The sequence below is a fragment of the Variovorax sp. TBS-050B genome (genome assembly GCF_029893635.1).
Lineage (GTDB): Bacteria > Pseudomonadota > Gammaproteobacteria > Burkholderiales > Burkholderiaceae_C > Variovorax.
Genome location: NZ_JARXYR010000002.1, coordinates 1,027,311 through 1,049,381, shown reverse-complemented (window position 1 = coordinate 1,049,381; position 22,071 = coordinate 1,027,311). Strand labels below are relative to the sequence as shown.

Genomic DNA, 22,071 nt, shown 5'->3' with positions numbered 1-22,071 from the left:
GAAGCGGTGCCAACTGAAGCAAAGAGGTTAGAAAAATGCCACGTCGTCGCGAAGTCCCCAAACGTGAAATCCTGCCGGATCCCAAGTACGGCAATGTCGAGCTGTCCAAATTCATGAACGTGATCATGGAAGGCGGCAAGAAGGCTGTGGCCGAGCGCATCATCTACGGTGCACTCGACTTCATCGAAAAGAAGAACCCCGACAAGGACCCGCTCGAGGCCTTCACCGTTGCCATCAACAACGTGAAGCCGATGGTCGAAGTCAAGTCGCGCCGCGTCGGCGGTGCCAACTACCAGGTGCCGGTCGAAGTGCGCCCGGTTCGACGCCTGGCGCTCTCGATGCGCTGGATCAAGGAAGCCGCCCGCAAGCGCGGCGAGAAGTCGATGGCCCTGCGTCTGGCCAACGAGCTGATGGAAGCCACCGAAGGCCGTGGCGGCGCCATGAAGAAGCGTGACGAAGTGCACCGCATGGCAGAAGCCAACCGGGCGTTCAGCCACTTCCGCTTCTAAGAATCAAACTTCGCTTGGGCGTTGGGCGTCGGGTGTCGGGCTGCAAAGGCCGGACCCGGGGCCCAGCGCTCAACGCATTTAACCCGAAAGTAAATCATGTCCCGCAAGACCCCCATCGAGCGCTACCGCAACATCGGTATTTCGGCGCACATCGACGCCGGCAAGACCACGACGACCGAGCGCATCCTGTTCTACACCGGTGTGAACCACAAGATCGGTGAAGTGCACGATGGCGCCGCCACGATGGACTGGATGGAGCAAGAGCAGGAGCGTGGCATCACGATCACCTCCGCCGCCACCACCTGCTTCTGGAAGGGCATGGCCGGCAAGTTCGACGAACACCGCATCAACATCATCGACACCCCCGGGCCACGTGGACTTCACGATTGAAGTCGAACGCTCGATGCGCGTGCTCGACGGCGCGGTCATGGTGTACGACGCCGTGGGCGGCGTGCAGCCCCAGTCGGAAACCGTCTGGCGCCAGGCCAACAAGTACAAGGTTCCGCGCCTCGCGTTCGTGAACAAGATGGACCGCACCGGCGCCGACTTCCTGCGCGTGCGCCAGATGATGATCGACCGCCTGAAGGCCAACCCCGTCGTGATCCAGATCCCGATCGGCGCCGAAGAGCACTTCCAGGGCATCGTCGACCTCGTGAAGATGAAGGCGATCATCTGGGACGAGGACAAGGGCGTCACCTTCCAGTACGGCGACATCCCGGCCAACCTGGTCGACGTCTGCAACGAATACCGCGAGAAGCTCGTCGAAGCCGCTGCCGAAGCGAGCGAAGAGCTGATGAACAAGTATCTCGAAGGCGGCGAGCTGTCCGAGGAAGAAATCAAGAAGGCCATCCGCCAGCGCACCATCGCCGGCGAGATCCAGCCGATGCTGTGCGGCTCGGCCTTCAAGAACAAGGGCGTGCAGGCCATGCTCGACGCCGTCGTCGAATACATGCCGTCGCCGCTCGACATCCCGCCGGTGGCCGGCGTGTCGGAAGACGACCAGCCCACGACCCGCAAGGCCGACGACAACGAGAAGTTCTCGGCCCTCGCGTTCAAGCTGATGACCGACCCGTTCGTGGGCCAGCTGACCTTCGTGCGCGTCTATTCGGGCGTGCTCTCGAAGGGCGACAGCGTCTACAACCCGGTGCGCGGCAAGAAGGAGCGCATCGGCCGTATCGTGCAGATGCACGCCAACAACCGCGAGGAAGTCAGCGAAATCCGCGCCGGCGACATCGCCGCCTGCGTGGGCCTGAAGGACGTGACCACCGGCGAGACGCTGTGCGATCCCGAAGCCGTCGTCACGCTCGAGCGCATGCACTTCCCCGAGCCGGTGATCCGCCAGGCCGTGGAGCCGAAGAGCAAGGCCGACCAGGAAAAGATGGGTATCGCCCTGGGCCGCCTGGCGCAGGAAGACCCCTCGTTCCGCGTCAACACCGACGAGGAATCGGGCCAGACCATCATCGGCGGCATGGGCGAACTGCACCTCGAAATCATCGTGGACCGCATGAAGCGCGAGTTCGGCGTGGAAGCCAACGTCGGCAAGCCGCAGGTGGCCTACCGCGAGACGATCCGCAAGACCGTCGAGGAAGCCGAAGGCAAGTTCGTCCGCCAGTCGGGCGGCAAGGGCCAGTACGGCCACGTGGTGCTCAAGATCGAACCCCAGGAAGCCGGCAAGGGCTTCGAGTTCGTCGACGCCATCAAGGGCGGTGTGGTTCCGCGCGAATACATCCCCGCGGTCGAGAAGGGCATCGTGGAGGCCCTGGGCCAGGGCGTGCTGGCGGGCTACCCCGTCGTGGACGTCAAGGTCACGCTGCACTTCGGTTCGTACCACGACGTGGACTCGAACGAAATGGCGTTCAAGATGGCCGCCATCTTCGGCTTCAAGGAAGGCGCCCGCAAGGCCAACCCCGTGATCCTCGAGCCGATGATGGCCGTGGAAGTCGAGACGCCCGAAGACTACGCCGGCAACGTGATGGGCGACCTCTCGTCCCGCCGCGGCATGGTGCAGGGCATGGACGACATGGTCGGTGGCGGCAAGGCCATCAAGGCCGAAGTGCCGCTGTCGGAAATGTTCGGCTACTCGACCACGCTGCGTTCGATGTCGCAAGGCCGTGCCACGTACACGATGGAGTTCAAGCACTACGCCGAAGCTCCCCGTAACGTCGCCGAAGCCATCGTGGCCGCCCGCGCCAAATAAGGTTCGCCCCCAGGCTGCGCGCACTTCGTGTCGCTTCGCCAACCCCCGTCCGGGGGCGGCGCCAGAGGACCGACAAAGCCGGATCCTCGGCGCCTCGCGAAGGGGCCGAGCTTGTGCTGCCGGGGCAATTCTCTGTCTGCGATCCGGTGCCGCCCTGTTCCCGTGCGGGGCGAACCAGCAACCGGATGCAGACGTAAAACCAATACACGGGAACTGCTCTTTCAAGGATTGAAAAATGGCAAAAGGTAAATTCACCCGCACCAAGCCGCACGTGAACGTGGGCACGATCGGTCACGTCGACCACGGCAAGACCACGCTGACGGCGGCGATCGCCACGGTGCTGTCGGCCAAGTTCGGCGGCGAAGCCAAGGCCTACGACCAGATCGACGCGGCGCCCGAAGAAAAGGCGCGCGGCATCACGATCAACACCGCCCACGTCGAGTACGAGACGGCCAACCGCCACTACGCGCACGTCGACTGCCCCGGCCACGCCGACTACGTGAAGAACATGATCACCGGTGCCGCCCAGATGGACGGCGCCATCCTCGTGTGCTCGGCCGCCGACGGCCCGATGCCCCAGACCCGCGAGCACATCCTGCTGGCGCGCCAGGTGGGTGTGGGCTACATCATCGTCTACCTGAACAAGTGCGACATGGTGGACGACAAGGAGCTGCTCGAGCTGGTCGAAATGGAAGTGCGCGAACTCCTCGACAAGTACGAGTTCCCTGGTGACGACACCCCGATCATTCACGGCTCGGCCAAGCTCGCCCTCGAAGGCGACAAGGGCGAGCTCGGCGAAGGCTCGATCATGAAGCTGGCCGAAGCGCTGGACACCTACATCCCGACGCCCGAGCGCGCCGTGGACGGTACCTTCCTGATGCCTGTGGAAGACGTGTTCTCGATCTCGGGCCGCGGCACGGTCGTGACCGGCGCCGTCGAGCGCGGCGTGATCAAGGTCGGCGAGGAAATCGAGATCGTGGGCATCCGCCCGACGGTCAAGACCACCTGCACCGGCGTGGAAATGTTCCGCAAGCTGCTGGACCAGGGCCAGGCTGGCGACAACGTGGGCGTGCTGCTGCGCGGCACGAAGCGCGAAGAAGTCGAGCGCGGCCAGGTGCTGTGCAAGCCCGGTTCGATCAAGCCGCACACGCACTTCACCGCCGAGGTGTACGTGCTGTCGAAGGACGAGGGCGGCCGTCACACGCCGTTCTTCAACAACTACCGTCCGCAGTTCTACTTCCGCACGACGGACGTGACCGGCGCGATCGAGCTGCCCAAGGACAAGGAAATGGTCATGCCTGGCGACAACGTCAGCATCACCGTGAAGCTGATCAACCCGATCGCGATGGAAGAAGGCCTGCGCTTCGCCATCCGTGAAGGCGGCCGTACCGTGGGTTCGGGCGTCGTGGCCAAGATCCTCGACATCTAAGCCGGACGCAAAGGAACCACCATGGCCACCAAGCAAAAAATCCGCATCCGCCTGAAGGCATTCGACTACAAGCTGATCGACCAGTCGGCAGCCGAGATCGTCGACACCGCCAAGCGCACCGGCGCGATCGTCAAGGGCCCCGTGCCCCTGCCGACCCGCATGAAGCGTTTCGACATCCTGCGTTCGCCGCACGTCAACAAGGCGTCGCGCGACCAGCTCGAGATCCGCACGCACCAGCGCCTGATGGACATCGTCGACCCGACCGACAAGACCGTGGACGCGCTGATGAAGCTCGACCTGCCGGCCGGCGTGGACGTCGAGATCAAGCTGCAGTAAATCAACGGCAAAGCGGCCCTCGAGCCGCGCTTGCAAACGCAAAAGTCTGCCCGCAGAAATGTCGGCAGACTTTTTCCATTTGTCTCCCCGGTATGGCATTCTGGCCGCCTTGTATTCAACAAGGGGGCCTCATCCATGTTTGAAACAAAAGCAATATGGTCACCAAAGACCGGCCTTTCATTTGCGTGGCTGGCAGTCTTTGTTGCTGTCATGTTTCTGTCTGGCTGTGGAGGCGGCGGTGGCGGTGGCGGCGGTGGATTGATCGGGCTGCCGTTGCCGACGACCACCCCGGGCGCCGGCGGCGGCCAGCCGGTCGGCGCCGTGGCGCTGAGCGGAAAGGCCACCTACGAATCCGTTCCGAACCCCAACGGCACGCTGGTCTATGCGAGCGCCGCACCGAAACCGGTGCGCGGCGCCATGCTGGAGGTGATCGATCCCGCCACCTCCGCCCAGCTCGCTACGACGACGACCGACGAGAACGGCGCCTATGCGGTCTCCGTTCCTCCCAACACGACGGTGGCGGTACGCGTCCGGGCGCAGCTGACCCGCACCGGCGCGGGCGGCAGCTGGGATGTGACGGTGCGCGACAACACCCGATCCAACGCGCTGTACACCGTCCAGAGCAACCCCTTCTCGTCCGGCATGGGGGCGATGGTGCAGGACGTGCACGCATCCTCGGGCTGGGGCGGCTCGGCCTATACCGAGACGCGGGCGGCGGCGCCCTTCGCCATCCTCGACGCGGTCTATACCGCCATGCAGAAGGTCAGGACGGTGGCGCCCGACGCGGCATTTCCTGTGCTGCGGGTGTACTGGAGTGCCAACAATGCGCCGTCTTCCGGCAGCATCGCGGCCGGCCAGATCGGCACCACCTTCTTCGTCAATCGAAGCACGGGCCGCGAAATCTACGTGCTCGGCAAGGAAGACGTGGACACCGACGAATACGACAGCTCCGTCATCACCCATGAATGGGGGCACTACTATCAGTCCGCCTTCAGCCGCGACGACTCGACGGGCGGCTCCCACTCGCTGACCCAGAGCCTCGATCGCCGGCTGGCCTTCTCCGAGGGCTGGGGCAATGCGTGGTCGGGCATCGCCCTGGCGCGGCAGAACTACACCGACTCGGGCGGTGCGCAGCAGGCGGACTCGCGCGCGAGCATCGGCTTCGACCTGTCGACCCGGATCGCCTCCGCCACGCCGGGCTGGTTCAACGAGTCCTCGATCCAGTCGATCTTCTGGAATCTCCATCGGCAGGTCGGCTTCAAGCCGATTCACGACACGCTGACCGGCAGCCAGTTCAAGGGCGCCGCCGCCGTGACCTCGATCCATCCCTTCGCCGCGGCCTTCAATGCGGTGGCGCCCGCGCAGGCGGGCACACTGGCGGCGCTGCTCACAGGCGAGAGCATCAGTGCCGCCGGGGATCCGTTCGGCAATGGCGAAACGAACGACGGCGGCGTGCCTGTCGCCCTTCCGATGTACCGCTTGGCCACCGTCGGCACCCCCGCCCAGGCCTGCGTTTCCAGCACCGCGGGCACCGGGAACAAGCTCGGCAACTTCTCCTACCTTCGGTTCACCGCCCCCGAGAGCCGGAACTACCAGTTCAGCTTCAGCGGCGGCCCGGCGGGCGCGATCTACGACTTCGACGTCTTCCGAGGCGGCCGGCTCCCGCGGGGCGGGGGCAACACGGTCCAGTTGTCCGCCGGCGAGCAGGTCCTGGCGGTGACGATCACCAACAATTCCGCCCCGTCCGCATGTTTCGACGTCACCATTCAGTAGGAAGGAAGGCCGCCATGAACACCCGTTTCATCTCGACCCTCGTGGCAGCCGGCCTGTCGCTGGCCGTCTTGCCGGCCTGCGCGCAGGGCCATGACGCGCCGGCGCGCCAGTCGCAACAGCAGGGCGCCTCACAGCAGGCCAAGCCCATGACGGCGGCGGTGCAGAAGCCCGGCCGCGCCGGCGTCACGGTGGCGTACCGCGTCGAGGCCGTGCCGCAGCTGAACCGCGCCACGCCCGTGGTCCTGCAGTTCGACGGCGTGACGGCGCCGGAGGGCGCCACGGTCCGCCTGAGTGCCGATGCGGGCCTGCGGCTGCAGGGCAGCGCCGAGCTGTCGCTGCCGCAGGGCCAGCGCACCACCGCCACCGTGCACGTGGTGAGCGAGCGCGAAGGCCTGGCGTACCTCAACCTCTTCGTGAATCAGGGCGGGGCGTCGAGCGCGATCTCCATTCCCATCCAGACCGGCACGGCGGCGCCCCAGCTGAAGTCCGCGGGCGAGATCAAGTCCACGCCCGACGGCGAGCGCATCATCACGATGCCCGCCAAATAGGCGGCAACCGGTGTCCGGCCGGTCGGCCGGAGGGGCCGGCGTGCCCCCTTTTCCACTGCTTGCGTCATCCCCGCATCGCGGGCTATAATCGCTGGCTCTGCCCAAGTTGCGTCCGTGCGTTTTCGCCCGTGATGCCGCCGCGGTGGAGATTTATCAACCTTCTTTCGCAGGCCGGGAAACCGTCGGTAGCTCGGCCAAACGCTGTTGCCAATTGAAGTGACGGCGGCGAAAGAGGATCCATTTTTTGGAGAAAACAAATGAGTCTGAGCAACTCCCTCGGGTTGCTGGGCCGCAAGGTGGGGATGATGCGTCTCTTCACCGATGACGGGGACGCAGTTCCTGTCACGGTGGTGGATGTGTCCAACAACCGTGTGACCCAGATCAAGTCGCAAGACAACGACGGCTACGTCGCGCTGCAAGTGACGTTCGGTTCGCGCAAGGCCTCGCGCGTGACCAAGCCCCAAGCCGGCCACCTCGCGAAGGCGGGCGTCGAAGCCGGTGAAATCATCCGCGAATTCCGCGTGACCGCCGACACCGCGGGCCAGCACCAGCCGGGCGCCGTGATCGCCGCCAGCAGCGTGTTCTCCGCCGGCCAGAAGGTCGACGTGCAGGGCACCTCGATCGGCAAGGGCTACGCCGGCACGATCAAGCGCCACAACATGGCCTCGCAGCGCGCATCGCACGGTAACAGCCGTTCGCACAACGTGCCCGGCTCGATCGGCATGGCGCAGGACCCCGGCCGCGTGTTCCCCGGCAAGCGCATGACGGGCCACCTCGGCGACGTCACCCGCACGACGCAGAACCTCGATCTGTTCCGCATCGACGAAGCGCGTCAACTGTTGCTCATCAAGGGCGCGATCCCGGGCGCAAAGGGTGGCTTCGTCACCGTGCGTCCCGCCATCAAGGCCAAGCCGCAAGCGGCCGAAGGAGCGAAGTAATGCAACTCGAACTCCTGAACGAACAGGGCCAGGCCGCGTCGAAGTTCGACGCCCCCGAGACCGTGTTCGGCCGTGACTACAACGAAGACCTGGTCCACCAGATCGTCGTCGCATTCCAGGCCAACGCCCGCCAAGGCACGCGCGCCCAGAAGGACCGCGAGCAGGTCAAGCACTCGACCAAGAAGCCTTTCAAGCAAAAGGGAACGGGCCGCGCCCGCGCCGGTATGACGTCCTCGCCGCTGTGGCGCGGGGGTGGTCGCATCTTCCCGAACATGCCTGACGAGAACTTCTCGCAGAAGATCAACAAGAAGATGTACCGCGCCGGCATGGCGTCCATCTTCTCGCAGCTGGCTCGCGAAGGCCGTCTGGCCGTGGTCGATTCGATCAAGGTCGACTCGCCCAAGACCAAGCCGCTGGCAGCCCGTTTCAAGGCGATGAATCTCGAGTCCGTGCTCGTGATCGCCGAAGAAGTCGACGAAAACCTGTATCTCGCATCGCGCAATCTGGTGAACGTTCTCGTGGTCGAGCCGCGCTACGCCGATCCGGTGTCGCTGGTGCACTACAAGAAGGTGCTGGTCACCAAGGGTGCCGTCGACAAGCTCAAGGAGATGTTCGCATGAGCCGCGTGAACCCTACCGCTGCTGAACGTACGTTCGAAGAAGGCCGCCTGATGGCGGTGCTGGTCGCCCCGATCGTGTCCGAAAAGGCCACGATGGTCGGCGAGAAGTCGAACGCTGTCACTTTCAAGGTGCTGCAAGACGCCACCAAGCCCGAGATCAAGGCCGCCGTCGAACTGATGTTCAAGGTCGAAGTCCAGGGCGTGTCGGTGCTCAACACCAAGGGCAAGACCAAGCGCTTTGGCAAGTCCATCGGCCGCCGCGACAACGTTCGCAAGGCCTATGTCACGCTCAAGCCGGGTCAAGAGCTCAACCTCGTCGGGGAAGGCGCTTAATCATGGCCGTCATCAAGATGAAACCCACTTCGCCGGGCCAACGCGGCGCGGTGAAGATCTCGCGTGACCACCTGTACAAGGGTGCGCCTCACGCCCCCCTGCTGGAACCCCAGTTCCAGAAGGCCGGCCGCAACAACAACGGCCACATCACGATCCGTCATCGTGGCGGCGGTGCCAAGCACCACTACCGCGTCGTCGACTTCGTGCGCAACAAGGACGGCATCCCGGCCAAGGTCGAACGCATCGAGTACGACCCGAACCGCACCGCCCACATCGCTCTGGTGTGCTACGCCGACGGCGAGCGCCGCTACATCATCGCCCCGCGCGGTCTGGAAGCCGGTGCAACGCTGCTGAGCGGTTCGGAAGCCCCGATCCGCGCCGGCAACACGCTGCCGATCCGCAACATCCCGGTCGGCTCGACGATCCACTGCATCGAACTGCAGCCCGGCAAGGGTGCGCAGATCGCGCGTTCGGCCGGTACCTCGGCCACGCTGCTGGCTCGCGAAGGCGTCTACGCCCAGGTCCGCATGCGTTCGGGTGAGGTGCGCCGCATCCACATCGAATGCCGCGCCACCATCGGTGAAGTCGCGAACGAAGAGCACAGCCTGCGCCAGCTCGGCAAGGCCGGTGTGAAGCGTCACATGGGTATCCGCCCGACCGTTCGCGGCGTGGTGATGAACCCGGTCGACCACCCGCACGGTGGTGGCGAAGGCAAGACCGGCGAAGGCCGCCATCCTGTCGACCCGTGGGGCAACCTGACCAAGGGCTACCGTACCCGTAACAACAAGCGCACGCAGGTCTTCATCGTGTCGCGCCGCAAGAAGTAAGGGATAGCAAATGACTCGCTCTCTCAAAAAGGGTCCGTTTGTTGACCATCACCTCGTGGCCAAGGCCGACAAGGCCGTGACGACGAAGGACAAGAAGCCGATCAAGACCTGGTCGCGCCGCTCGATGGTCCTGCCCGAGTTCATCGGCCTGACCATTGCCGTGCACAACGGCAAGCAGCACGTGCCCGTGTACATCACCGATCAGATGGTCGGCCACAAGCTCGGCGAATTTGCGCTCACGCGCACGTTCAAGGGGCACCCCGCGGACAAGAAAGTCCAGAAGAAGTAAGGAACGACCATGTCTGAAACACGTGCAGTCCTCCGCGGTGTCCGCCTCTCGGTCGACAAGGGCCGTCTGGTCGCCGACCTGATCCGCGGCAAGAAAGTGGATCAAGCGCTCAACATTCTGCAGTTCACGCAGAAGAAGGCCGCTGTGATCGTCAAGAAGGTGCTCGAGTCGGCCATCGCCAACGCCGAGCACAACGACGGTGCCGACATCGACGAACTGAAGGTCAAGACCATCTACGTCGAGCAGGGCGCCACGCTCAAGCGCTTCACGGCGCGCGCCAAGGGTCGCGGTAACCGCATCAGCAAGCCCACGTGCCATGTGTACGTGACGGTTGGCAACTAAGAACGCCTGGAAGAAATATGGGACAGAAAATCCATCCGACCGGCTTCCGCCTTGCGGTTACCCGTAACTGGTCCAGCCGCTGGTACGCAAGCGACCGCGATTTCGCGGGCATGCTGGCCGAAGACATCAAGGTCCGCGAATACCTGAAGAAGAAGCTGAAGAACGCTTCGGTGTCGCGCGTCATGATCGAGCGTCCCGCCAAGAACGCACGCATCACGATCTACTCGGCACGTCCGGGCGTCGTGATCGGCAAGAAGGGCGAAGACATCGAGAACCTCAAGCGCGAACTGGGCAAGCAGCTCGGCGTGCCGGTGGCCGTCAACATCGAAGAAGTGCGCAAGCCCGAAATCGATGCCCAGCTGATCGCCGACAGCATCACGCAGCAGCTCGAGAAGCGGATCATGTTCCGCCGCGCCATGAAGCGCGCCATGCAGAACGCCATGCGTCTGGGTGCCCAGGGCATCAAGATCATGTCGGCTGGCCGCCTGAACGGCATCGAAATCGCTCGCACCGAGTGGTATCGCGAAGGTCGCGTGCCGCTTCACACGCTGCGCGCCGACATCGACTACGGCACCTCGGAAGCCAAGACCACCTACGGCGTCATCGGCGTCAAGGTCTGGGTCTACAAGGGCGACACCCTGGGCCGCAACGACCTGCCCGCCGTCGAGACCCCGCGTCCCGAAGAAGAGCGTCGTCCGCGCGGTCCGCGCCGTGATGGCCGCCCGGGTGGCGACCGTCCGGGTTCGGACCGTCGTGGTCCCGGCCCGCGCGCCGGTGCCCGCGGCCCGATCGGTGGCAACACCGCACCGGCCGATGGCAGCGACAAGCCCGCAGAAGCAACCGGCGCCGCCGGTGCAGACTCGAAACCCGCCGTTAAGCGCGTCCGCAAAGCCGCGCCAGCTGCAGCAGCTGACGGTGCCAAGACCGAGTGATCGGTCTTAGAACCACGGAGTAACAAACATGCTGCAACCTGCACGCAGAAAGTTCCGCAAGGAACAAAAGGGCCGCAACACCGGCGTCGCAACCCGGGGCAACTCGGTTGCCTTCGGTGACTTCGGTCTCAAATGCACCGACCGCGGCCGCCTCACGGCGCGCCAGATCGAAGCCGCTCGTCGCGCGATTTCGCGTCACGTGAAGCGCGGTGGCCGTATCTGGATCCGCGTGTTCCCGGACAAGCCGATCTCGACCAAGCCCGCCGAAGTGCGGATGGGTAACGGCAAGGGCAATCCGGAGTACTACGTCGCTGAAATCCAGCCTGGCAAGATCGTGTTCGAGATCGTCGGCGTGCCCGAAGAACTCGCCCGCGAAGCGTTCCGCCTGGCCGCCGCCAAGCTTCCGCTGCGCACGACGTTCGTCGCTCGCCAGCTCGGCGCCTGAGAGGAGAACATCCATGGCAACACGTAAGAAAAAAGAAACCGCGGCTCCGGCCAAGGTGACCAAGGCTGCAACGCTGCGCGAGAAGGACGTCGCGGGCCTGCAAGCCGAAATCAAGGATCTGCAGAAGGCCCATTTCGGTCTGCGCATGCAGAAGGCCACGCAGCAGCTGTCGAACACCGCGACGCTGCGCGTGACGCGCCGCGACATCGCGCGCGCCAAGACCATTCTTGCGCAGAAGCAGCAAGAAACCCAAGCCGCCAAGTAAGGAGTGAACATGACGGAAGCTAAAAAATCCCTCAAGCGCACCTTGATTGGCAAGGTGGTCAGCGACAAGCGTGCCAAGACCGTGACCGTGCTGGTCGAGCGCCGTGTGAAGCACGAGCTCTACGGCAAGATCGTGGCCAAGACGAGCAAGTACCACGCCCATGACGAAAAGGGCGAGTACAAGCTGGGCGACACCATCGAGATCACCGAAAGCCGTCCGATCTCGAAGACCAAGAACTGGGTCGTGACCCGTCTGGTCGAGAAGGCCGTCCTGGTCTGATCCCCCGGCTCACGCAGCCCATCCGGAAACGGCCCACAATGTGGGCCGTTTTTCTTTTTCAGGAGCATCCACATGATCAAAGTCGGCGACACCCTTCCTTCGGCAACCCTGCAGGAATATTCCGAGGTCGAGGGCGAAGGCTGCAGCATCGGCCCGAACCCCGTGGACGTGAGCAAGGCCGCGGCCGGCAAGACCATCGCGCTGTTCGCGCTGCCGGGCGCCTTCACGCCCACCTGCTCGGCCAAGCACGTGCCGGGCTATGTGCAGCGCTTCGACGAGTTCAAGGCTGCGGGCGTGGACGAGATCTGGTGCGTGAGCGTGAACGACGCCTTCGTCATGGGCGCATGGGCGCGCGACCAGAAGACGGGCACCAAGGTCCGCATGCTCGCCGACGGCAGTGCCGAGTTCGCCAAGGCCACCGGCCTCACGCTCGACCTGACGGGTCGCGGCATGGGCCTGCGCAGCAACCGCTATTCGATGCTCGTGAAGGACGGCAAGGTGGCTTCGCTCAACGTCGAGGCGCCGGGCAAGTTCGAAGTCAGCGACGCCGACACGCTGCTGGCGCAGGCACGCGGCTGAGCCTGCGCCGCCTGAAGGCCGGCAGTCGCTAGAGATCGGCCTTCAGGTAGTGCGCCCCGGCAATGGGGTTGTGATAGTAGGGCGGCACCTCGGCGAAACCGAGGTCTTCGTAGAGCGCGCGTGCCGATTCCATGTCGTCCAGCGTGTCGAGCAGCACGCAGGCATAGCCCGTGCCGCGTGCGGCATCGAGGATGGCTTCCGCGAGCTGCCGGCCCACGCCCAGGCCGCGAAAGCCGGGCCGCACGTAGAGCCGCTTCATTTCCGCGGCATTGGCATAGTCGGCGTTGTCGAGCGGGCGCAGCGCGCAACAGCCGGCCACGTGCGCCAGGGCGCCGTTGGCGCGCCGCAGCGTCGGCGCACGCTGCCCGGCTTCTTCGCGGATGTGGTCGGCGTCGACCAGCGCGAGCAGCAATGCGCCGCGCGGCTCGGCGTAGTCGCCGGGCAGGCCGGCCACTTCCTCCTCGAAGTTCTGGAAGCAGAGGTCGATGTTCAGCGAGGCCGCATAGTCGCGGAAGATCGCGCGCGCCGCCTCGAGCTCGTGGGCCTCGTCGGGCGTGAGCAGCACGACGGCCGGCGTGTGCGACAGCGGCAGGGGGCGTGAAACGGAAAAGCTCATACGCGCAGCGAGGCAATCCACCAGGCCACCCCGGCGCACGCGGCGAACAATGCCAGCGCGAGGCCGCGCGAGGCGGCGTCGTCGCGGCTCGGCGATACCTGGCGGCCGGGCGCGGTGATGAGCTTGTCGCCCGAGAGCATCGGCCGCACCAGGTGGTGCCGCCTGACCAGCACATAGAACAGGATCGCCAGCACATGCAGGCTGACGAGGGCAATGACGATGGTCTTGCCCGAGCCCTTGTGCCAGCCGGTGGCGAGGCTCACGACCTCCCCCGAGACGAAGCGCGTGAGCGGGCCGGCGGCCGAGATCTCGTCGTCCGCCACCAGCCCGGTGGCGACCTGCAGCACGAGCACCGCCAGCACCGCGAAGACCGACAGCGCGCCGAGCGGCGTGTGGCCGATCACGTGGTCGGGGTGGGCGCGCCCGCGCAGGTAGGCCACGAGCGATCCGGGTCCGTAGAAGAAGGCGGCGAAGCGCGACCAGCGTCCGCCGACGAAACCCCAGAGCAGGCGGAACAGCAGCAGCGCGAGGACCGCGTAGCCGAGGCGGAAGTGCCATTCCATGACGCCGCCGAGCCCGGTGGCGATCAGGCCGATCACGGCAGCGCCGAGCGACCAGTGGAAGACGCGCGTCGGCAGGTCCCAGATGCGGGTGGGGACGGGGTCGCTGGACGTTGCGGCCCGCCGGGCGGCCGCGGAGGAGTCGGTCATCGAGAAGACGGGGGGCGCAGAAAACTGCGGAAGGCGCAGATTAGCAAAGTCCGCGCTGCCCCAGGCTTCGGGTTGTTGCTATGCGAAGCGGCGACGCTGCCCCTACACTCGGCCCGGCACCGCGCTCGACGGTGTTGCACCCACAACGAGGACCCCCGATGATTCGACTTGCTTTGTTCGCCCTGGCCGCGTCGTGCGCCGCTTTCGCCCTGCCGGCCTCGGCGCAGTTCGCCAAGACCGAGGACGCCGTCAAGTACCGCCAGAGCGCGCTGTTCGTGATGGGCCAGCACTTCGGCCGCGTCGGCGCCATGGCCAACGGCCGCGTTCCCTACGACGCGGCCGCCGCCACGGCCAATGCCGAGATCGTGGCCGAGATGGCCAAGCTGCCCTGGGCCGGCTTCGGCGCCGGCACCGAGAGCGGCAAGAGCAAGCCCGAAGTCTGGAAGGAAAGCGCGAAGTTCAAGGAACTCCAGGACAAGATGATCGCCGAGACCGGCAAGCTGGCGGTCGCCGCCAAGGCCGGCAACATCGATGCGCTCAAGGCCCAGTTCGGCCCCACGGCCGCGAGCTGCAAGGCCTGCCACGACAGCTTCCGCAATCAGTAGGCAGACCGCAGACGGGCCGTGCGCCCCGCAAACGGAAAGCGCTCCCACGGGAGCGCTTTTCTTTGGAGCCGGCACTCGCGGCGCGGCGCTGTCAGGCCTCCGCGAGCAGCTTCTCGATCAGCTTGTGGAGTTCTGCGAAGTCCGGCTCGCCGACGTAGCGCTTGACGATCTCGCCCTTCTTGTTGACCAGGTAAGTCGTGGGCGTGAGCTTCACGTCGCCCCAGGCCTGGGCCACCGTGCCGGTGTTGTCGATCGCGACCTTGAACGGCAGCTTGCGGGTTTCAGCGAAATTGACGACGTAGCTCGGCGGGTCGTAGCTCATGGCCACGGCGAGCGTGTCGTAACCCTTCGACTTGTACTTGTCGTAGGTCGAGATGATCTTGGGCATCTCGGCCACGCAGGTCACGCAGCTCGTGGCCCAGAAGTTCACCAGCGTGACCCGGCCCTTCAGGTCGTCGGTGCTTTTCTTGCTGCCGTCGAGCAGCACGAAGGTCGATGCCGGTGCGGCGGTGGCGCCGGAGCCCAGGTACACGCCCACGCCGGCCGCCAGTGCAAGGGCGACGGCGGTGGCGGCGATGTATTTTTTCATGGCGTCTGATGGAGAAGGGCGGCGCGATTTTAGTTCCGACCGGCCGTGCCTGCAGGCGCGCGACGCCGGGCGGGATAATCCGCCCGATGCCCACGCCCGTTTCCCGCTCCTGGCTCGCCCTGGCCGCCGCCGGCGCGGTGGCCGCCTGCAGCCCCACCTTCAACTGGCGCGAGGTGCCGATCGCCGACGCCGCCCTCGTGGCGCTGCTGCCCTGCAAGCCCGACCGGGCCCACCGCGCCCTGCCGCTGGGCGCCGAATCGGTGCGCATCGAGATGGCCGGCTGCGAGGCCGGCGGCGCGACCTTCGCCGTCGCCCATGCGTCCGCGGCCGATCCGGCACAGGCCGAAGTCTGGCTCCGCGCCTGGCGCACCGCCACGCGCGCCCAGCTCGGCGAGGCCGGGGCGGCTGCCGAAGCGCCCGCCAGCGTCAAGCGTGCCGCCGCCGTGCCTGCCCCCGTGCGGCTCGACGCCCAGCCGCGCCAGGCGGGTGCGGCACCGGTCCAGGTGCTCTGGTTCGCCCAGTCGCAGAAGGACGGCCGCATGGCGCTCTACCAGGCCACCGTGCTCGGCCGGCCCTCGGCGCCCGAAGCCGCGACGACCTTCTTCGAAGGCCTTCGGCTCCCATGAGCGGCGGGTTCACCGCCCGAATGGCCGATTCCGGGGCTGTTGCGTTATGTCTCCTATCCACCGGCTTCCCCTGGGCGCCCCCGCATAATCGATGCGTCGTCCTCCGACCCGCATGAACAGCAGCATCCTCATCATCGCCCACTCACCGTTCGCACAGGCGCTGCGGCGTTGCGCGCTGCATGTGTTTCCCGACTGCGAGCAGGCCATCGTCGCGCTCGACGTGCTGCCCAACGTGTCGCCCGAAGAAACCCTGGCGGCCGCACGCATCACGCTGGCGCAGCAGCTCAACGCGCCGCGCTCGCAGGTGCTGGTGCTTGCCGACGTGTTCGGCGCCACGCCCTGCAACGTGGCGCAGAAGCTCGTGGACGGGGTGCGCTCGCGGCTGGTCGCGGGCGTCAACCTGCCGATGCTGCTGCGCGCCGTGACCTACCGGCACGAGCCGCTCGAAACGCTGGTGCAGCGCGCCATCGCCGGCGGCACCGCCGGCGTCATGCAGGTGGCGGTGGCGGCACCCCAGAACCAGGCCAAGAGAAAGCACAGTGATCAAGAAATCCGTGACCATCAGCAATAAGCTGGGCTTGCATGCGCGCGCATCGGCCAAGCTCACCAAGCTCGCAGGCAGCTTTCCCTGCGAGGTGTGGCTCTCGCGCGGCGACCGCCGCATCAATGCCAAGAGCATCATGGGCGTGATGATGCTCGCGGCCGGGCTGGGCGTCACCGTCGAACTCGAGACCAACGGTCCGCAGGAGGAAGAGGCGATGGACGCGATCATCCAGCTGATGAACGACAAGTTCGGCGAAGGCGAATGACGATCTCGATCCACGGTCTTCCGGTCGCCCGTGGCATCGCCATCGGGCGCGCGGTGATGGTGGTGTCCAGCCGCATCGACGTGGCGCACTACTTCATCAAGCCCGAGGAGATCGAGGCCGAGATCGACCGGGTGCGCATCGCGCGCAACGAGGTGGCCGAGGAACTCGCCAAGCTGCAGGCGAGCGTCTCGCAGATGGGCCCCAACGACGCGCCGCACGAACTGGCCGCGCTGCTCGAGGTGCATCAATTGCTGCTGCAGGACGAGGCGCTCACCGGCGGCGTGAAGCACTGGATCACCGACCGGCTCTACAACGCCGAATGGGCGCTGACCACCCAGCTCGAGATCGTGGCGCGCCAGTTCGACGAGATGGAGGACGAGTACCTGCGCGAGCGCAAGGCCGACCTCGAGCAGGTGGTCGAACGCCTGCTGCACCGCATGAAGGGCACCGCCGCGGTGCTCGCGCCCAGCCCGCCGCGCCGCAAGCGCCCGGCGGCCGAGGACGACGATCCGACGGCCGGCGAAGGCATCGACGCGCCGCTGGTGCTGATCGCGCACGATCTGTCGCCCGCCGACATGCTCCAGTTCAAGAAGAGCGTGTTCGCCGGTTTCGTGACCGACGTGGGCGGGCGCACCTCGCACACCGCGATCGTCGCGCGCAGCATGGACATTCCGGCCGTCGTCGGCGCGCGCTCGGCCAGCCAGCTCGTGCGCCAGGACGACTGGGTCATCATCGACGGCGACGCCGGCGTGGTGATCGTCGATCCCTCGCCGATCATCCTGGCCGAGTACGGCTTCAAGCAGCGCCAGGGCGAGCTCGAGCGCGGCCGGCTCGCGCGCCTGCGCCACAAGCCCGCCGTCACGCTCGACGGCCAGCGCATCGACCTGCTCGCCAACATCGAGCTGCCCGAGGACACCGACGGCGCCGTCAAGGCCGGCGCCGTGGGCGTGGGCCTGTTCCGCAGCGAATTCCTCTTCATGGGGCGCGAATCGCAGCGGCAGACCCGCCTGCCCGACGAGGAAGAGCAGTACCAGGCCTACAGGCGCGCGGTCGAGGGCATGCAGGGCATGCCGGTCACCATCCGCACCGTCGACGTGGGCGCCGACAAGCCGCTCGACGGCAAGGGCGCCTTCAAGCAGGAGCACCTGAACCCGGCGCTCGGCCTGCGTGCGATCCGCTGGAGCCTGGCCGACCCGGCGATGTTCCTGACCCAGCTGCGCGCCATCCTGCGGGCGGCCGCGCATGGCGAGATCCATCTGCTGATTCCCATGCTCGCGCACCTGAGCGAGATCCGCCAGACGCTGTCGCTGATCGACTTCGCGCGCGCCGAACTCGACAACCGCGGCGTGGCCTACGGCCCCGTCAAGCTCGGCGCCATGATCGAGATCCCGGCGGCCGCGCTCATGCTCAAGACCTTCCTGAAGCATTTCGACTTCCTCTCGATCGGCACCAACGACCTGATCCAGTACACGCTGGCCATCGACCGCGCCGACGAGGCCGTCGCCCACCTCTACGACCCGGCCCATCCGGCCGTGCTCAGGCTGGTGGCGGAGACCATCGCCGAATGCCGGCGCCAGGGCAAGGGCGTGGCGGTGTGCGGCGAGATGGCGGGCGACGTGGCCTTCACGCGCCTGTTGCTCGGCCTGGGGCTGCGCAGCTTCTCGATGCATCCGTCGCGCATCCTCGCGGTCAAGCAGGAGGTGCTGCGCGCCGACACCGGCAAGCTCGAAGCCTGGGCCCGCAGCGTGCTCGACGCCGACGACCCCGCCGCCGCCCTGGCCGGCTGATCGCGCGCCGGGCGCGAACTGAAACTTAACGAAACACGCCGAAACCGCGGCGAAAGGACTTGCCGCGCCCCGGCAAGCACCATCAGGCCTCCTCTTCACCACCGAAAGAAAGGCCCGAAATGAAATCCCTCTCGCAGCTTCCGCAGCTCGTCGCCGTCGCCTCCTTCGCCATGCTCGCCGCCGCCGGCGCCAAGGCCGAGACCTACGAAGGCGTGCAGCCCATCGCGTCGGCCCTGAGCCGCGCCGACGTCAACGCCGAAGCCGTGCGTGCGGCTTCCGCCCCCGACCAGAACGTGGTGCGCGGCTCGCGCGGCGCCGAGACGGTGGCGGTGTCGAAGGACCGCGCCAGCGTCGTGGCGGAGGCCATGCGCACCGCCGCCCAGCCCGACCAGAACGTGACGCCGGGTTCGCGCGTCAACAGCAAGGTCGTCTCGACGATGCAGAACCCCGTCGACATGCGCGCCGCCACGGCCGCCAGCAGCAGGCTCTGAAACCCCGCCCGCGGGGCGGCAGGTCCCCGGGGCCAGCAAGGAACATCATGAAACACTGGATCAAACGCACGCTCTTCGGCTTTGCGGGCCTCGCGGTCGTCGCGGGCAGCATCGCCGGCTGCGCCGGCCATCGCCATGGCTGGGGCGGCGGCGACGGCGCGGAATTCCGCGCCAGGATGGTCGAGCGCATCGGCGGCAAGCTCGAGCTCGACGCGGCGCAGAAACAGAAGCTCACCGTGCTGGCCGAGAAGCTGCAGGCGCAGCGCGAGGCCATGCGCGGGGGCGGCGATCCGCGCTCGCAGTTCCGCGCGCTGTTCGCCGGCGACAAGCTCGACCAGGCCGGCGCCGCCCGCCTGATCGAGGAAAAGACCGCGACCGTGCGCAGCGGCAGCCCCGAGGTCATCGCCGCCGCGGCCGATTTCTTCGACCACCTGAATCCGGCGCAGCAGCAGAAGGTGCGCGACTTCCTCGAGCGTGGCGGCCGCCGCTGGAGGCACCATGGATAGGCTGGCGTCGTTGCCGGTCGTCGCGCAGCGCGCGTCCTCGGCGGGCTTGTCGGCGCCGTGGGGTCGGCCGCATGCCGGCGCCGCGGCCTCCGCGGCCCCGCAGGACGCGGCCGTCGCGGGCGGCGTGCGGACGCTGCTGCGGCTCGAAGGCGCAGTGGTGCTCGGCGCGGCACTGGCCGCCTATGCGCAGTTCGGTGCCGGCTGGGGCGTGTTCGCGCTCTGGCTCTTTGCGCCCGACCTCGCACTGCTGGGCTATCTCGCGGGACCGCGCGTCGGCGCCGCGCTCTACAACGCCACGCACTCCTATGCGGGCGCGGTGGCGCTGCTGGTCTTCGGCGTGCTCGCCGCAGCGCCCTGGGCGCTGGCCGGCGGCCTGATCTGGTGCGCCCACATCGGGCTCGACCGCGTCTTCGGCCACGGCCTCAAGTACGCGACCGGCCTGGGCGCGACGCACCTGGGCCGCATCGGGCGGGCCGACCCGTGGTGATGAAGCGATGCCGGCAGGGCTGATCGTCAGCCAGCTGTTCGCCAGGAGGCACAATCCCGCCATGCCGCGCATCCTGCTGATCGACGACGACGAGCATCTCGCCGCGCCGCTGACCACCTACTTCGCACGCTTCGGCTGCACGCTCGAGAGCGCCGCCCGGCCGAGCGAAGGGCTGGCCCGGCTGCGCGCCGGCAGCTACGACGCCGCCATCCTCGACGTGATGCTGCCCGAGATGGACGGCTTCGCGCTGTGCCGCGAGATCCGCAAGGAGAGCGACATCCCGATCGTGATGCTCACCGCGCGCGGCGAAGTGATGGACCGCGTGGTCGGCCTCGAACTCGGCGCCGACGACTACGTGCCCAAGCCCTTCGAGCCGCGCGAGCTCGTGGCGCGCGTGCAGACCATCCTGCGGCGGCAGCGCGCCGCGCCGCCCGCGGCCGCCAGCGCGCAGCTGCGGGTGTTCGACGGGCTCACGCTCGACATCGACCGGCGGCAGGTGCTGCGCCACGGCGAGCGCGTCGAGCTCACGGGCACCGAGTTCGAACTGCTGGCACTGCTCGCGGCCGAGCCCGGCAAGGTGTTCAGCCGCGACGACATCCTCAACCGGCTGCGCGGCCACGAGGCCGAGCTCTACACGCGCGCGGTCGACATCGTGGTGAGCCGCCTGCGCAAGAAGCTCGAGCCGCTGGACTGCATCAAGACGCTGCGCAACGCGGGCTACGCGCTGGCCGTGGCACGCAGCGAGCCCGCATGAGAGCGGGCCGAAGGCGCGGCCTTCGCGCCGCGTGGTGCGAGATGGCCGCTCGCCGCAAGGAGCTGCACCGCGAGTGGCACGCGCAGTGGCACGAGAAGGTGCAGGGCAAGCGGCGCTGGCGCCGGTCGCTGCGCATCCGGCTCGTCATGACCTTCATGATGCTGGCGCTGGTGATGGCGGTGGTCTTCATGGGCGGCATGAAGCGCGCCTTCTCCACCGGCTGGGCCGAGGCCGCGAAGCCGATGCTCGTCGACTATGCGGACCGGCTCGTCGCCGAACTCGGCACGCCGCCCGACGTGGCGCGCGCGCAGGCCATGGTGAACCGGCTGCCGATCACGATCCGCATCGTGGGCCCGACGGTCAACTGGGACTCCAACCCGCGCGGCACCAACGGCCGCAGCGGCTGGATGCACGGCCGCGACGACGAGGCGCCCTGGAGCGACAAGTGGTTCATCCGCCCGACCGCCGACGGCCACCGCGTCATCTTCGGCTGGGCGCCCAAGCTCTGGCAGCTCGCGCCGCGGGCCGCCGGCTGGGCCACGCTGTGCATGCTGCTGCTGCTCGTGGTGCTGGGCTATGCCTACGTGAGCCGGCTGCTGCGTCCGCTGATCGACATCCGCGAGGGCGCGCAGCGCTTCGGCCGCGGCGAGTTCAGCGAGCCGATTCCGGTGCGCCGCAACGACGACCTGGGCGACCTCGCCGAGCGCATCAACACCATGGCCAACGACATCCAGGCCATGCTCGACGCCAAGCGCGGCCTGCTGCTCGCGCTGAGCCACGAGTTGCGCTCGCCGCTCACGCGCGCGCGGCTCAATGCCGAGCTGCTGCCCGCCACGCCCGAGGGCGCGGCCGAGCGCGAGGCGCTGCTGCGCGACCTCAACGAGATGCGCGACCTCATCAGCGACCTGCTCGAGAGCGAGCGCCTCGCGAGCCCGCACGTGGCGCTGCAGCGCGAGCCGGTCGATCTGGCCGGCCTGGTGCGCGACACCGTGGCCGAGATGCCCGACGCGCAGCGCGTGCACCTCGACCTGGCCGAGGGGCTGCCGCCGCATTCGGTCGACCGCATGCGTATCCGCCTGCTGCTGCGCAACCTGCTCGACAACGCGCTGCGCTACAGCGCCGACGCGCCGCGGCCGCCCTGCGTGGCGCTGCGCGCGGTGGTGGACGGCGCGACGCAGGGCGTCGAACTCGAGGTGCGCGACCACGGCCCCGGCGTGGAGGAGGCGCAGCTCGAACGGCTGACCGAGCCCTTCTACCGCACCGACGGCGCCCGTGCGCGCGCCACCGGCGGCGTGGGCCTGGGCATGTACCTGTGCCGGCTGATCGCCGAGGCGCACGGCGGCAGCCTGACGGTGCGGAACGCGGCGCCCGGGCTGCAGATCGTCGTGCGGCTGTAGCGCGCCGGCGGCTCTGTCGCCTGCGCTACCGGGCGGCGCGTGCCGCGGGGCTAC

At 67.3% G+C, this 22,071-nt stretch carries 29 protein-coding genes and 1 pseudogene; 27 read left to right on the top strand and 3 right to left on the bottom strand.

The features are described from left to right. The first annotated feature begins 35 nt into the window (after window positions 1-35). From rpsG to M2165_RS07935, 17 genes and pseudogenes are all read left to right on the top strand, one after another. Window positions 36-509 (top strand): 30S ribosomal protein S7, encoded by a 474-nt coding sequence (rpsG, locus tag M2165_RS08015; RefSeq protein WP_007829591.1) that lies wholly within the window; start codon window positions 36-38, stop codon window positions 507-509. Between the two features lie 96 nt (window positions 510-605). Then, window positions 606-2,706 (top strand): annotated as a pseudogene (fusA, locus tag M2165_RS08010) (elongation factor G). Window positions 2,707-2,941: 235 nt separating this feature from the next. Then, window positions 2,942-4,135, top strand: coding sequence for an elongation factor Tu (tuf, locus tag M2165_RS08005; RefSeq protein ID WP_280814130.1), 1,194 nt, complete (start codon window positions 2,942-2,944; stop codon window positions 4,133-4,135). Between the two features lie 21 nt (window positions 4,136-4,156). Then, a complete protein-coding gene (rpsJ, locus tag M2165_RS08000; RefSeq protein ID WP_280814129.1) occupies window positions 4,157-4,471 on the top strand; it encodes a 30S ribosomal protein S10 in 315 nt (104 codons plus the stop codon). Between the two features lie 135 nt (window positions 4,472-4,606). Further along, the gene (locus tag M2165_RS07995; RefSeq protein ID WP_280814128.1) at window positions 4,607-6,244 is read left to right on the top strand and encodes a hypothetical protein; all 1,638 of its coding nucleotides are present in this window, start codon (window positions 4,607-4,609) and stop codon (window positions 6,242-6,244) included. A 14-nt stretch (window positions 6,245-6,258) separates the two neighbouring features. Beyond that, a complete protein-coding gene (locus tag M2165_RS07990; protein WP_280814127.1) occupies window positions 6,259-6,792 on the top strand; it encodes a hypothetical protein in 534 nt (177 codons plus the stop codon). A gap of 257 nt (window positions 6,793-7,049) precedes the next feature. After that, window positions 7,050-7,730, top strand: coding sequence for a 50S ribosomal protein L3 (rplC, locus tag M2165_RS07985; protein WP_280814126.1), 681 nt, complete (start codon window positions 7,050-7,052; stop codon window positions 7,728-7,730). After that, the gene (rplD, locus tag M2165_RS07980; RefSeq protein ID WP_280814125.1) at window positions 7,730-8,350 is read left to right on the top strand and encodes a 50S ribosomal protein L4; all 621 of its coding nucleotides are present in this window, start codon (window positions 7,730-7,732) and stop codon (window positions 8,348-8,350) included. The genes rplC and rplD overlap by 1 nt, the downstream gene beginning before the upstream one ends. Next, window positions 8,347-8,682, top strand: coding sequence for a 50S ribosomal protein L23 (rplW, locus tag M2165_RS07975; RefSeq protein ID WP_007838129.1), 336 nt, complete (start codon window positions 8,347-8,349; stop codon window positions 8,680-8,682). The genes rplD and rplW overlap by 4 nt, the downstream gene beginning before the upstream one ends. Window positions 8,683-8,684: 2 nt before the next feature. Further along, complete coding sequence (gene rplB, locus M2165_RS07970; protein WP_280814124.1) at window positions 8,685-9,509, top strand: 50S ribosomal protein L2; 825 nt, start codon at window positions 8,685-8,687, stop codon at window positions 9,507-9,509. Between the two features lie 10 nt (window positions 9,510-9,519). Further along, window positions 9,520-9,798 carry a 30S ribosomal protein S19 gene (gene rpsS / locus M2165_RS07965; RefSeq protein WP_007838132.1) on the top strand — a complete coding sequence of 93 codons (279 nt, stop codon included), beginning with the start codon at window positions 9,520-9,522 and terminating at the stop codon, window positions 9,796-9,798. Window positions 9,799-9,807: 9 nt separating this feature from the next. Then, the gene (gene rplV, locus M2165_RS07960; RefSeq protein WP_019657678.1) at window positions 9,808-10,140 is read left to right on the top strand and encodes a 50S ribosomal protein L22; all 333 of its coding nucleotides are present in this window, start codon (window positions 9,808-9,810) and stop codon (window positions 10,138-10,140) included. Window positions 10,141-10,157: 17 nt separating this feature from the next. Beyond that, complete coding sequence (rpsC, locus tag M2165_RS07955; protein WP_280814123.1) at window positions 10,158-11,072, top strand: 30S ribosomal protein S3; 915 nt, start codon at window positions 10,158-10,160, stop codon at window positions 11,070-11,072. A gap of 28 nt (window positions 11,073-11,100) precedes the next feature. Further along, window positions 11,101-11,517, top strand: coding sequence for a 50S ribosomal protein L16 (gene rplP, locus M2165_RS07950; protein WP_015867664.1), 417 nt, complete (start codon window positions 11,101-11,103; stop codon window positions 11,515-11,517). 55 nt (window positions 11,518-11,572) lie between these two features. Continuing rightward, window positions 11,573-11,782 (top strand): 50S ribosomal protein L29, encoded by a 210-nt coding sequence (gene rpmC, locus M2165_RS07945; protein ID WP_280817494.1) that lies wholly within the window; start codon window positions 11,573-11,575, stop codon window positions 11,780-11,782. 9 nt (window positions 11,783-11,791) lie between these two features. After that, window positions 11,792-12,061 (top strand): 30S ribosomal protein S17, encoded by a 270-nt coding sequence (gene rpsQ / locus M2165_RS07940; protein WP_015867662.1) that lies wholly within the window; start codon window positions 11,792-11,794, stop codon window positions 12,059-12,061. Between the two features lie 72 nt (window positions 12,062-12,133). Continuing rightward, complete coding sequence (locus M2165_RS07935) at window positions 12,134-12,640, top strand: peroxiredoxin (RefSeq protein ID WP_280814122.1); 507 nt, start codon at window positions 12,134-12,136, stop codon at window positions 12,638-12,640. Between the two features lie 28 nt (window positions 12,641-12,668). Here M2165_RS07935 and M2165_RS07930 read toward each other — a convergent pair whose 3' ends face one another. Both M2165_RS07930 and M2165_RS07925 read right to left on the bottom strand, forming a co-directional pair. Further along, a complete protein-coding gene (locus M2165_RS07930) occupies window positions 12,669-13,256 on the bottom strand; it encodes a GNAT family N-acetyltransferase (protein ID WP_280814121.1) in 588 nt (195 codons plus the stop codon). After that, window positions 13,253-13,966 (bottom strand): cytochrome b/b6 domain-containing protein, encoded by a 714-nt coding sequence (locus M2165_RS07925; protein ID WP_280814120.1) that lies wholly within the window; start codon window positions 13,964-13,966, stop codon window positions 13,253-13,255. The genes M2165_RS07930 and M2165_RS07925 overlap by 4 nt, the downstream gene beginning before the upstream one ends. A gap of 158 nt (window positions 13,967-14,124) precedes the next feature. On the opposite strand from M2165_RS07925, the gene M2165_RS07920 reads away from it, so the two are divergent. Beyond that, window positions 14,125-14,571 carry a cytochrome c gene (locus tag M2165_RS07920; RefSeq protein ID WP_280814119.1) on the top strand — a complete coding sequence of 149 codons (447 nt, stop codon included), beginning with the start codon at window positions 14,125-14,127 and terminating at the stop codon, window positions 14,569-14,571. 91 nt (window positions 14,572-14,662) lie between these two features. Here the strand turns inward: M2165_RS07920 and M2165_RS07915 are convergent, their stop codons facing one another. Continuing rightward, on the bottom strand, window positions 14,663-15,160 hold the full coding sequence (locus M2165_RS07915) for a TlpA disulfide reductase family protein (protein WP_280814118.1): 498 nt from the start codon (window positions 15,158-15,160) through the stop codon (window positions 14,663-14,665). An 86-nt stretch (window positions 15,161-15,246) separates the two neighbouring features. Between M2165_RS07915 and M2165_RS07910 the strand changes: the two genes are divergently transcribed. From M2165_RS07910 to M2165_RS07870, 9 genes are all read left to right on the top strand, one after another. Continuing rightward, window positions 15,247-15,786, top strand: a complete 540-nt coding sequence (locus tag M2165_RS07910; protein WP_280814117.1) for a hypothetical protein — start codon at window positions 15,247-15,249, stop codon at window positions 15,784-15,786. A gap of 112 nt (window positions 15,787-15,898) precedes the next feature. Continuing rightward, a complete protein-coding gene (locus M2165_RS07905) occupies window positions 15,899-16,357 on the top strand; it encodes a PTS fructose transporter subunit IIA (RefSeq protein ID WP_280814116.1) in 459 nt (152 codons plus the stop codon). After that, the gene (locus tag M2165_RS07900; RefSeq protein WP_280814115.1) at window positions 16,326-16,595 is read left to right on the top strand and encodes an HPr family phosphocarrier protein; all 270 of its coding nucleotides are present in this window, start codon (window positions 16,326-16,328) and stop codon (window positions 16,593-16,595) included. Before M2165_RS07905 ends, M2165_RS07900 begins: the two co-directional genes overlap by 32 nt. Continuing rightward, a complete protein-coding gene (ptsP, locus tag M2165_RS07895; RefSeq protein WP_280814114.1) occupies window positions 16,592-18,382 on the top strand; it encodes a phosphoenolpyruvate--protein phosphotransferase in 1,791 nt (596 codons plus the stop codon). Before M2165_RS07900 ends, ptsP begins: the two co-directional genes overlap by 4 nt. A 119-nt stretch (window positions 18,383-18,501) precedes the next feature. Next, entirely contained in the window at window positions 18,502-18,873 is a 372-nt protein-coding gene (locus M2165_RS07890) for a DUF4148 domain-containing protein (RefSeq protein ID WP_280814113.1), read from the top strand. A gap of 47 nt (window positions 18,874-18,920) precedes the next feature. Continuing rightward, complete coding sequence (locus M2165_RS07885) at window positions 18,921-19,379, top strand: Spy/CpxP family protein refolding chaperone (protein ID WP_280814112.1); 459 nt, start codon at window positions 18,921-18,923, stop codon at window positions 19,377-19,379. Further along, a complete protein-coding gene (locus M2165_RS07880; RefSeq protein WP_280814110.1) occupies window positions 19,372-19,866 on the top strand; it encodes a DUF4260 domain-containing protein in 495 nt (164 codons plus the stop codon). The genes M2165_RS07885 and M2165_RS07880 overlap by 8 nt, the downstream gene beginning before the upstream one ends. Before the next feature lie 61 nt (window positions 19,867-19,927). Next, window positions 19,928-20,620: a response regulator transcription factor gene (locus M2165_RS07875; RefSeq protein WP_280814108.1), complete on the top strand. Its 693-nt coding sequence runs from the start codon at window positions 19,928-19,930 to the stop codon at window positions 20,618-20,620. 41 nt (window positions 20,621-20,661) lie between these two features. Beyond that, window positions 20,662-22,017 carry a HAMP domain-containing sensor histidine kinase gene (locus M2165_RS07870; RefSeq protein ID WP_280814107.1) on the top strand — a complete coding sequence of 452 codons (1,356 nt, stop codon included), beginning with the start codon at window positions 20,662-20,664 and terminating at the stop codon, window positions 22,015-22,017. Window positions 22,018-22,071 lie beyond the last annotated feature (54 nt).

Excerpts from the sequence above, each read along its gene's own strand:
- rpsG (WP_007829591.1), top strand. The coding sequence starts at position 36 with ATGCCACGTCGTCGCGAAGTCCCCAAACGTGAAATCCTGCCGGATCCC.
- tuf (WP_280814130.1), top strand. The coding sequence starts at position 2,942 with ATGGCAAAAGGTAAATTCACCCGCACCAAGCCGCACGTGAACGTGGGC.
- rpsJ (WP_280814129.1), top strand. The coding sequence starts at position 4,157 with ATGGCCACCAAGCAAAAAATCCGCATCCGCCTGAAGGCATTCGACTAC.
- M2165_RS07995 (WP_280814128.1), top strand. The coding sequence starts at position 4,607 with ATGTTTGAAACAAAAGCAATATGGTCACCAAAGACCGGCCTTTCATTT.
- M2165_RS07990 (WP_280814127.1), top strand. The coding sequence starts at position 6,259 with ATGAACACCCGTTTCATCTCGACCCTCGTGGCAGCCGGCCTGTCGCTG.
- rplC (WP_280814126.1), top strand. The coding sequence starts at position 7,050 with ATGAGTCTGAGCAACTCCCTCGGGTTGCTGGGCCGCAAGGTGGGGATG.
- rplD (WP_280814125.1), top strand. The coding sequence starts at position 7,730 with ATGCAACTCGAACTCCTGAACGAACAGGGCCAGGCCGCGTCGAAGTTC.
- rplW (WP_007838129.1), top strand. The coding sequence starts at position 8,347 with ATGAGCCGCGTGAACCCTACCGCTGCTGAACGTACGTTCGAAGAAGGC.
- rplB (WP_280814124.1), top strand. The coding sequence starts at position 8,685 with ATGGCCGTCATCAAGATGAAACCCACTTCGCCGGGCCAACGCGGCGCG.
- rpsS (WP_007838132.1), top strand. The coding sequence starts at position 9,520 with ATGACTCGCTCTCTCAAAAAGGGTCCGTTTGTTGACCATCACCTCGTG.
- rplV (WP_019657678.1), top strand. The coding sequence starts at position 9,808 with ATGTCTGAAACACGTGCAGTCCTCCGCGGTGTCCGCCTCTCGGTCGAC.
- rpsC (WP_280814123.1), top strand. The coding sequence starts at position 10,158 with ATGGGACAGAAAATCCATCCGACCGGCTTCCGCCTTGCGGTTACCCGT.
- rplP (WP_015867664.1), top strand. The coding sequence starts at position 11,101 with ATGCTGCAACCTGCACGCAGAAAGTTCCGCAAGGAACAAAAGGGCCGC.
- rpsQ (WP_015867662.1), top strand. The coding sequence starts at position 11,792 with ATGACGGAAGCTAAAAAATCCCTCAAGCGCACCTTGATTGGCAAGGTG.
- M2165_RS07935 (WP_280814122.1), top strand. The coding sequence starts at position 12,134 with ATGATCAAAGTCGGCGACACCCTTCCTTCGGCAACCCTGCAGGAATAT.
- M2165_RS07930 (WP_280814121.1), bottom strand. The coding sequence starts at position 13,256 with ATGAGCTTTTCCGTTTCACGCCCCCTGCCGCTGTCGCACACGCCGGCC.
- M2165_RS07925 (WP_280814120.1), bottom strand. The coding sequence starts at position 13,966 with ATGACCGACTCCTCCGCGGCCGCCCGGCGGGCCGCAACGTCCAGCGAC.
- M2165_RS07920 (WP_280814119.1), top strand. The coding sequence starts at position 14,125 with ATGATTCGACTTGCTTTGTTCGCCCTGGCCGCGTCGTGCGCCGCTTTC.
- M2165_RS07915 (WP_280814118.1), bottom strand. The coding sequence starts at position 15,160 with ATGAAAAAATACATCGCCGCCACCGCCGTCGCCCTTGCACTGGCGGCC.
- M2165_RS07910 (WP_280814117.1), top strand. The coding sequence starts at position 15,247 with ATGCCCACGCCCGTTTCCCGCTCCTGGCTCGCCCTGGCCGCCGCCGGC.
- M2165_RS07905 (WP_280814116.1), top strand. The coding sequence starts at position 15,899 with ATGAACAGCAGCATCCTCATCATCGCCCACTCACCGTTCGCACAGGCG.
- ptsP (WP_280814114.1), top strand. The coding sequence starts at position 16,592 with ATGACGATCTCGATCCACGGTCTTCCGGTCGCCCGTGGCATCGCCATC.
- M2165_RS07890 (WP_280814113.1), top strand. The coding sequence starts at position 18,502 with ATGAAATCCCTCTCGCAGCTTCCGCAGCTCGTCGCCGTCGCCTCCTTC.
- M2165_RS07885 (WP_280814112.1), top strand. The coding sequence starts at position 18,921 with ATGAAACACTGGATCAAACGCACGCTCTTCGGCTTTGCGGGCCTCGCG.
- M2165_RS07880 (WP_280814110.1), top strand. The coding sequence starts at position 19,372 with ATGGATAGGCTGGCGTCGTTGCCGGTCGTCGCGCAGCGCGCGTCCTCG.
- M2165_RS07875 (WP_280814108.1), top strand. The coding sequence starts at position 19,928 with ATGCCGCGCATCCTGCTGATCGACGACGACGAGCATCTCGCCGCGCCG.
- M2165_RS07870 (WP_280814107.1), top strand. The coding sequence starts at position 20,662 with ATGGCCGCTCGCCGCAAGGAGCTGCACCGCGAGTGGCACGCGCAGTGG.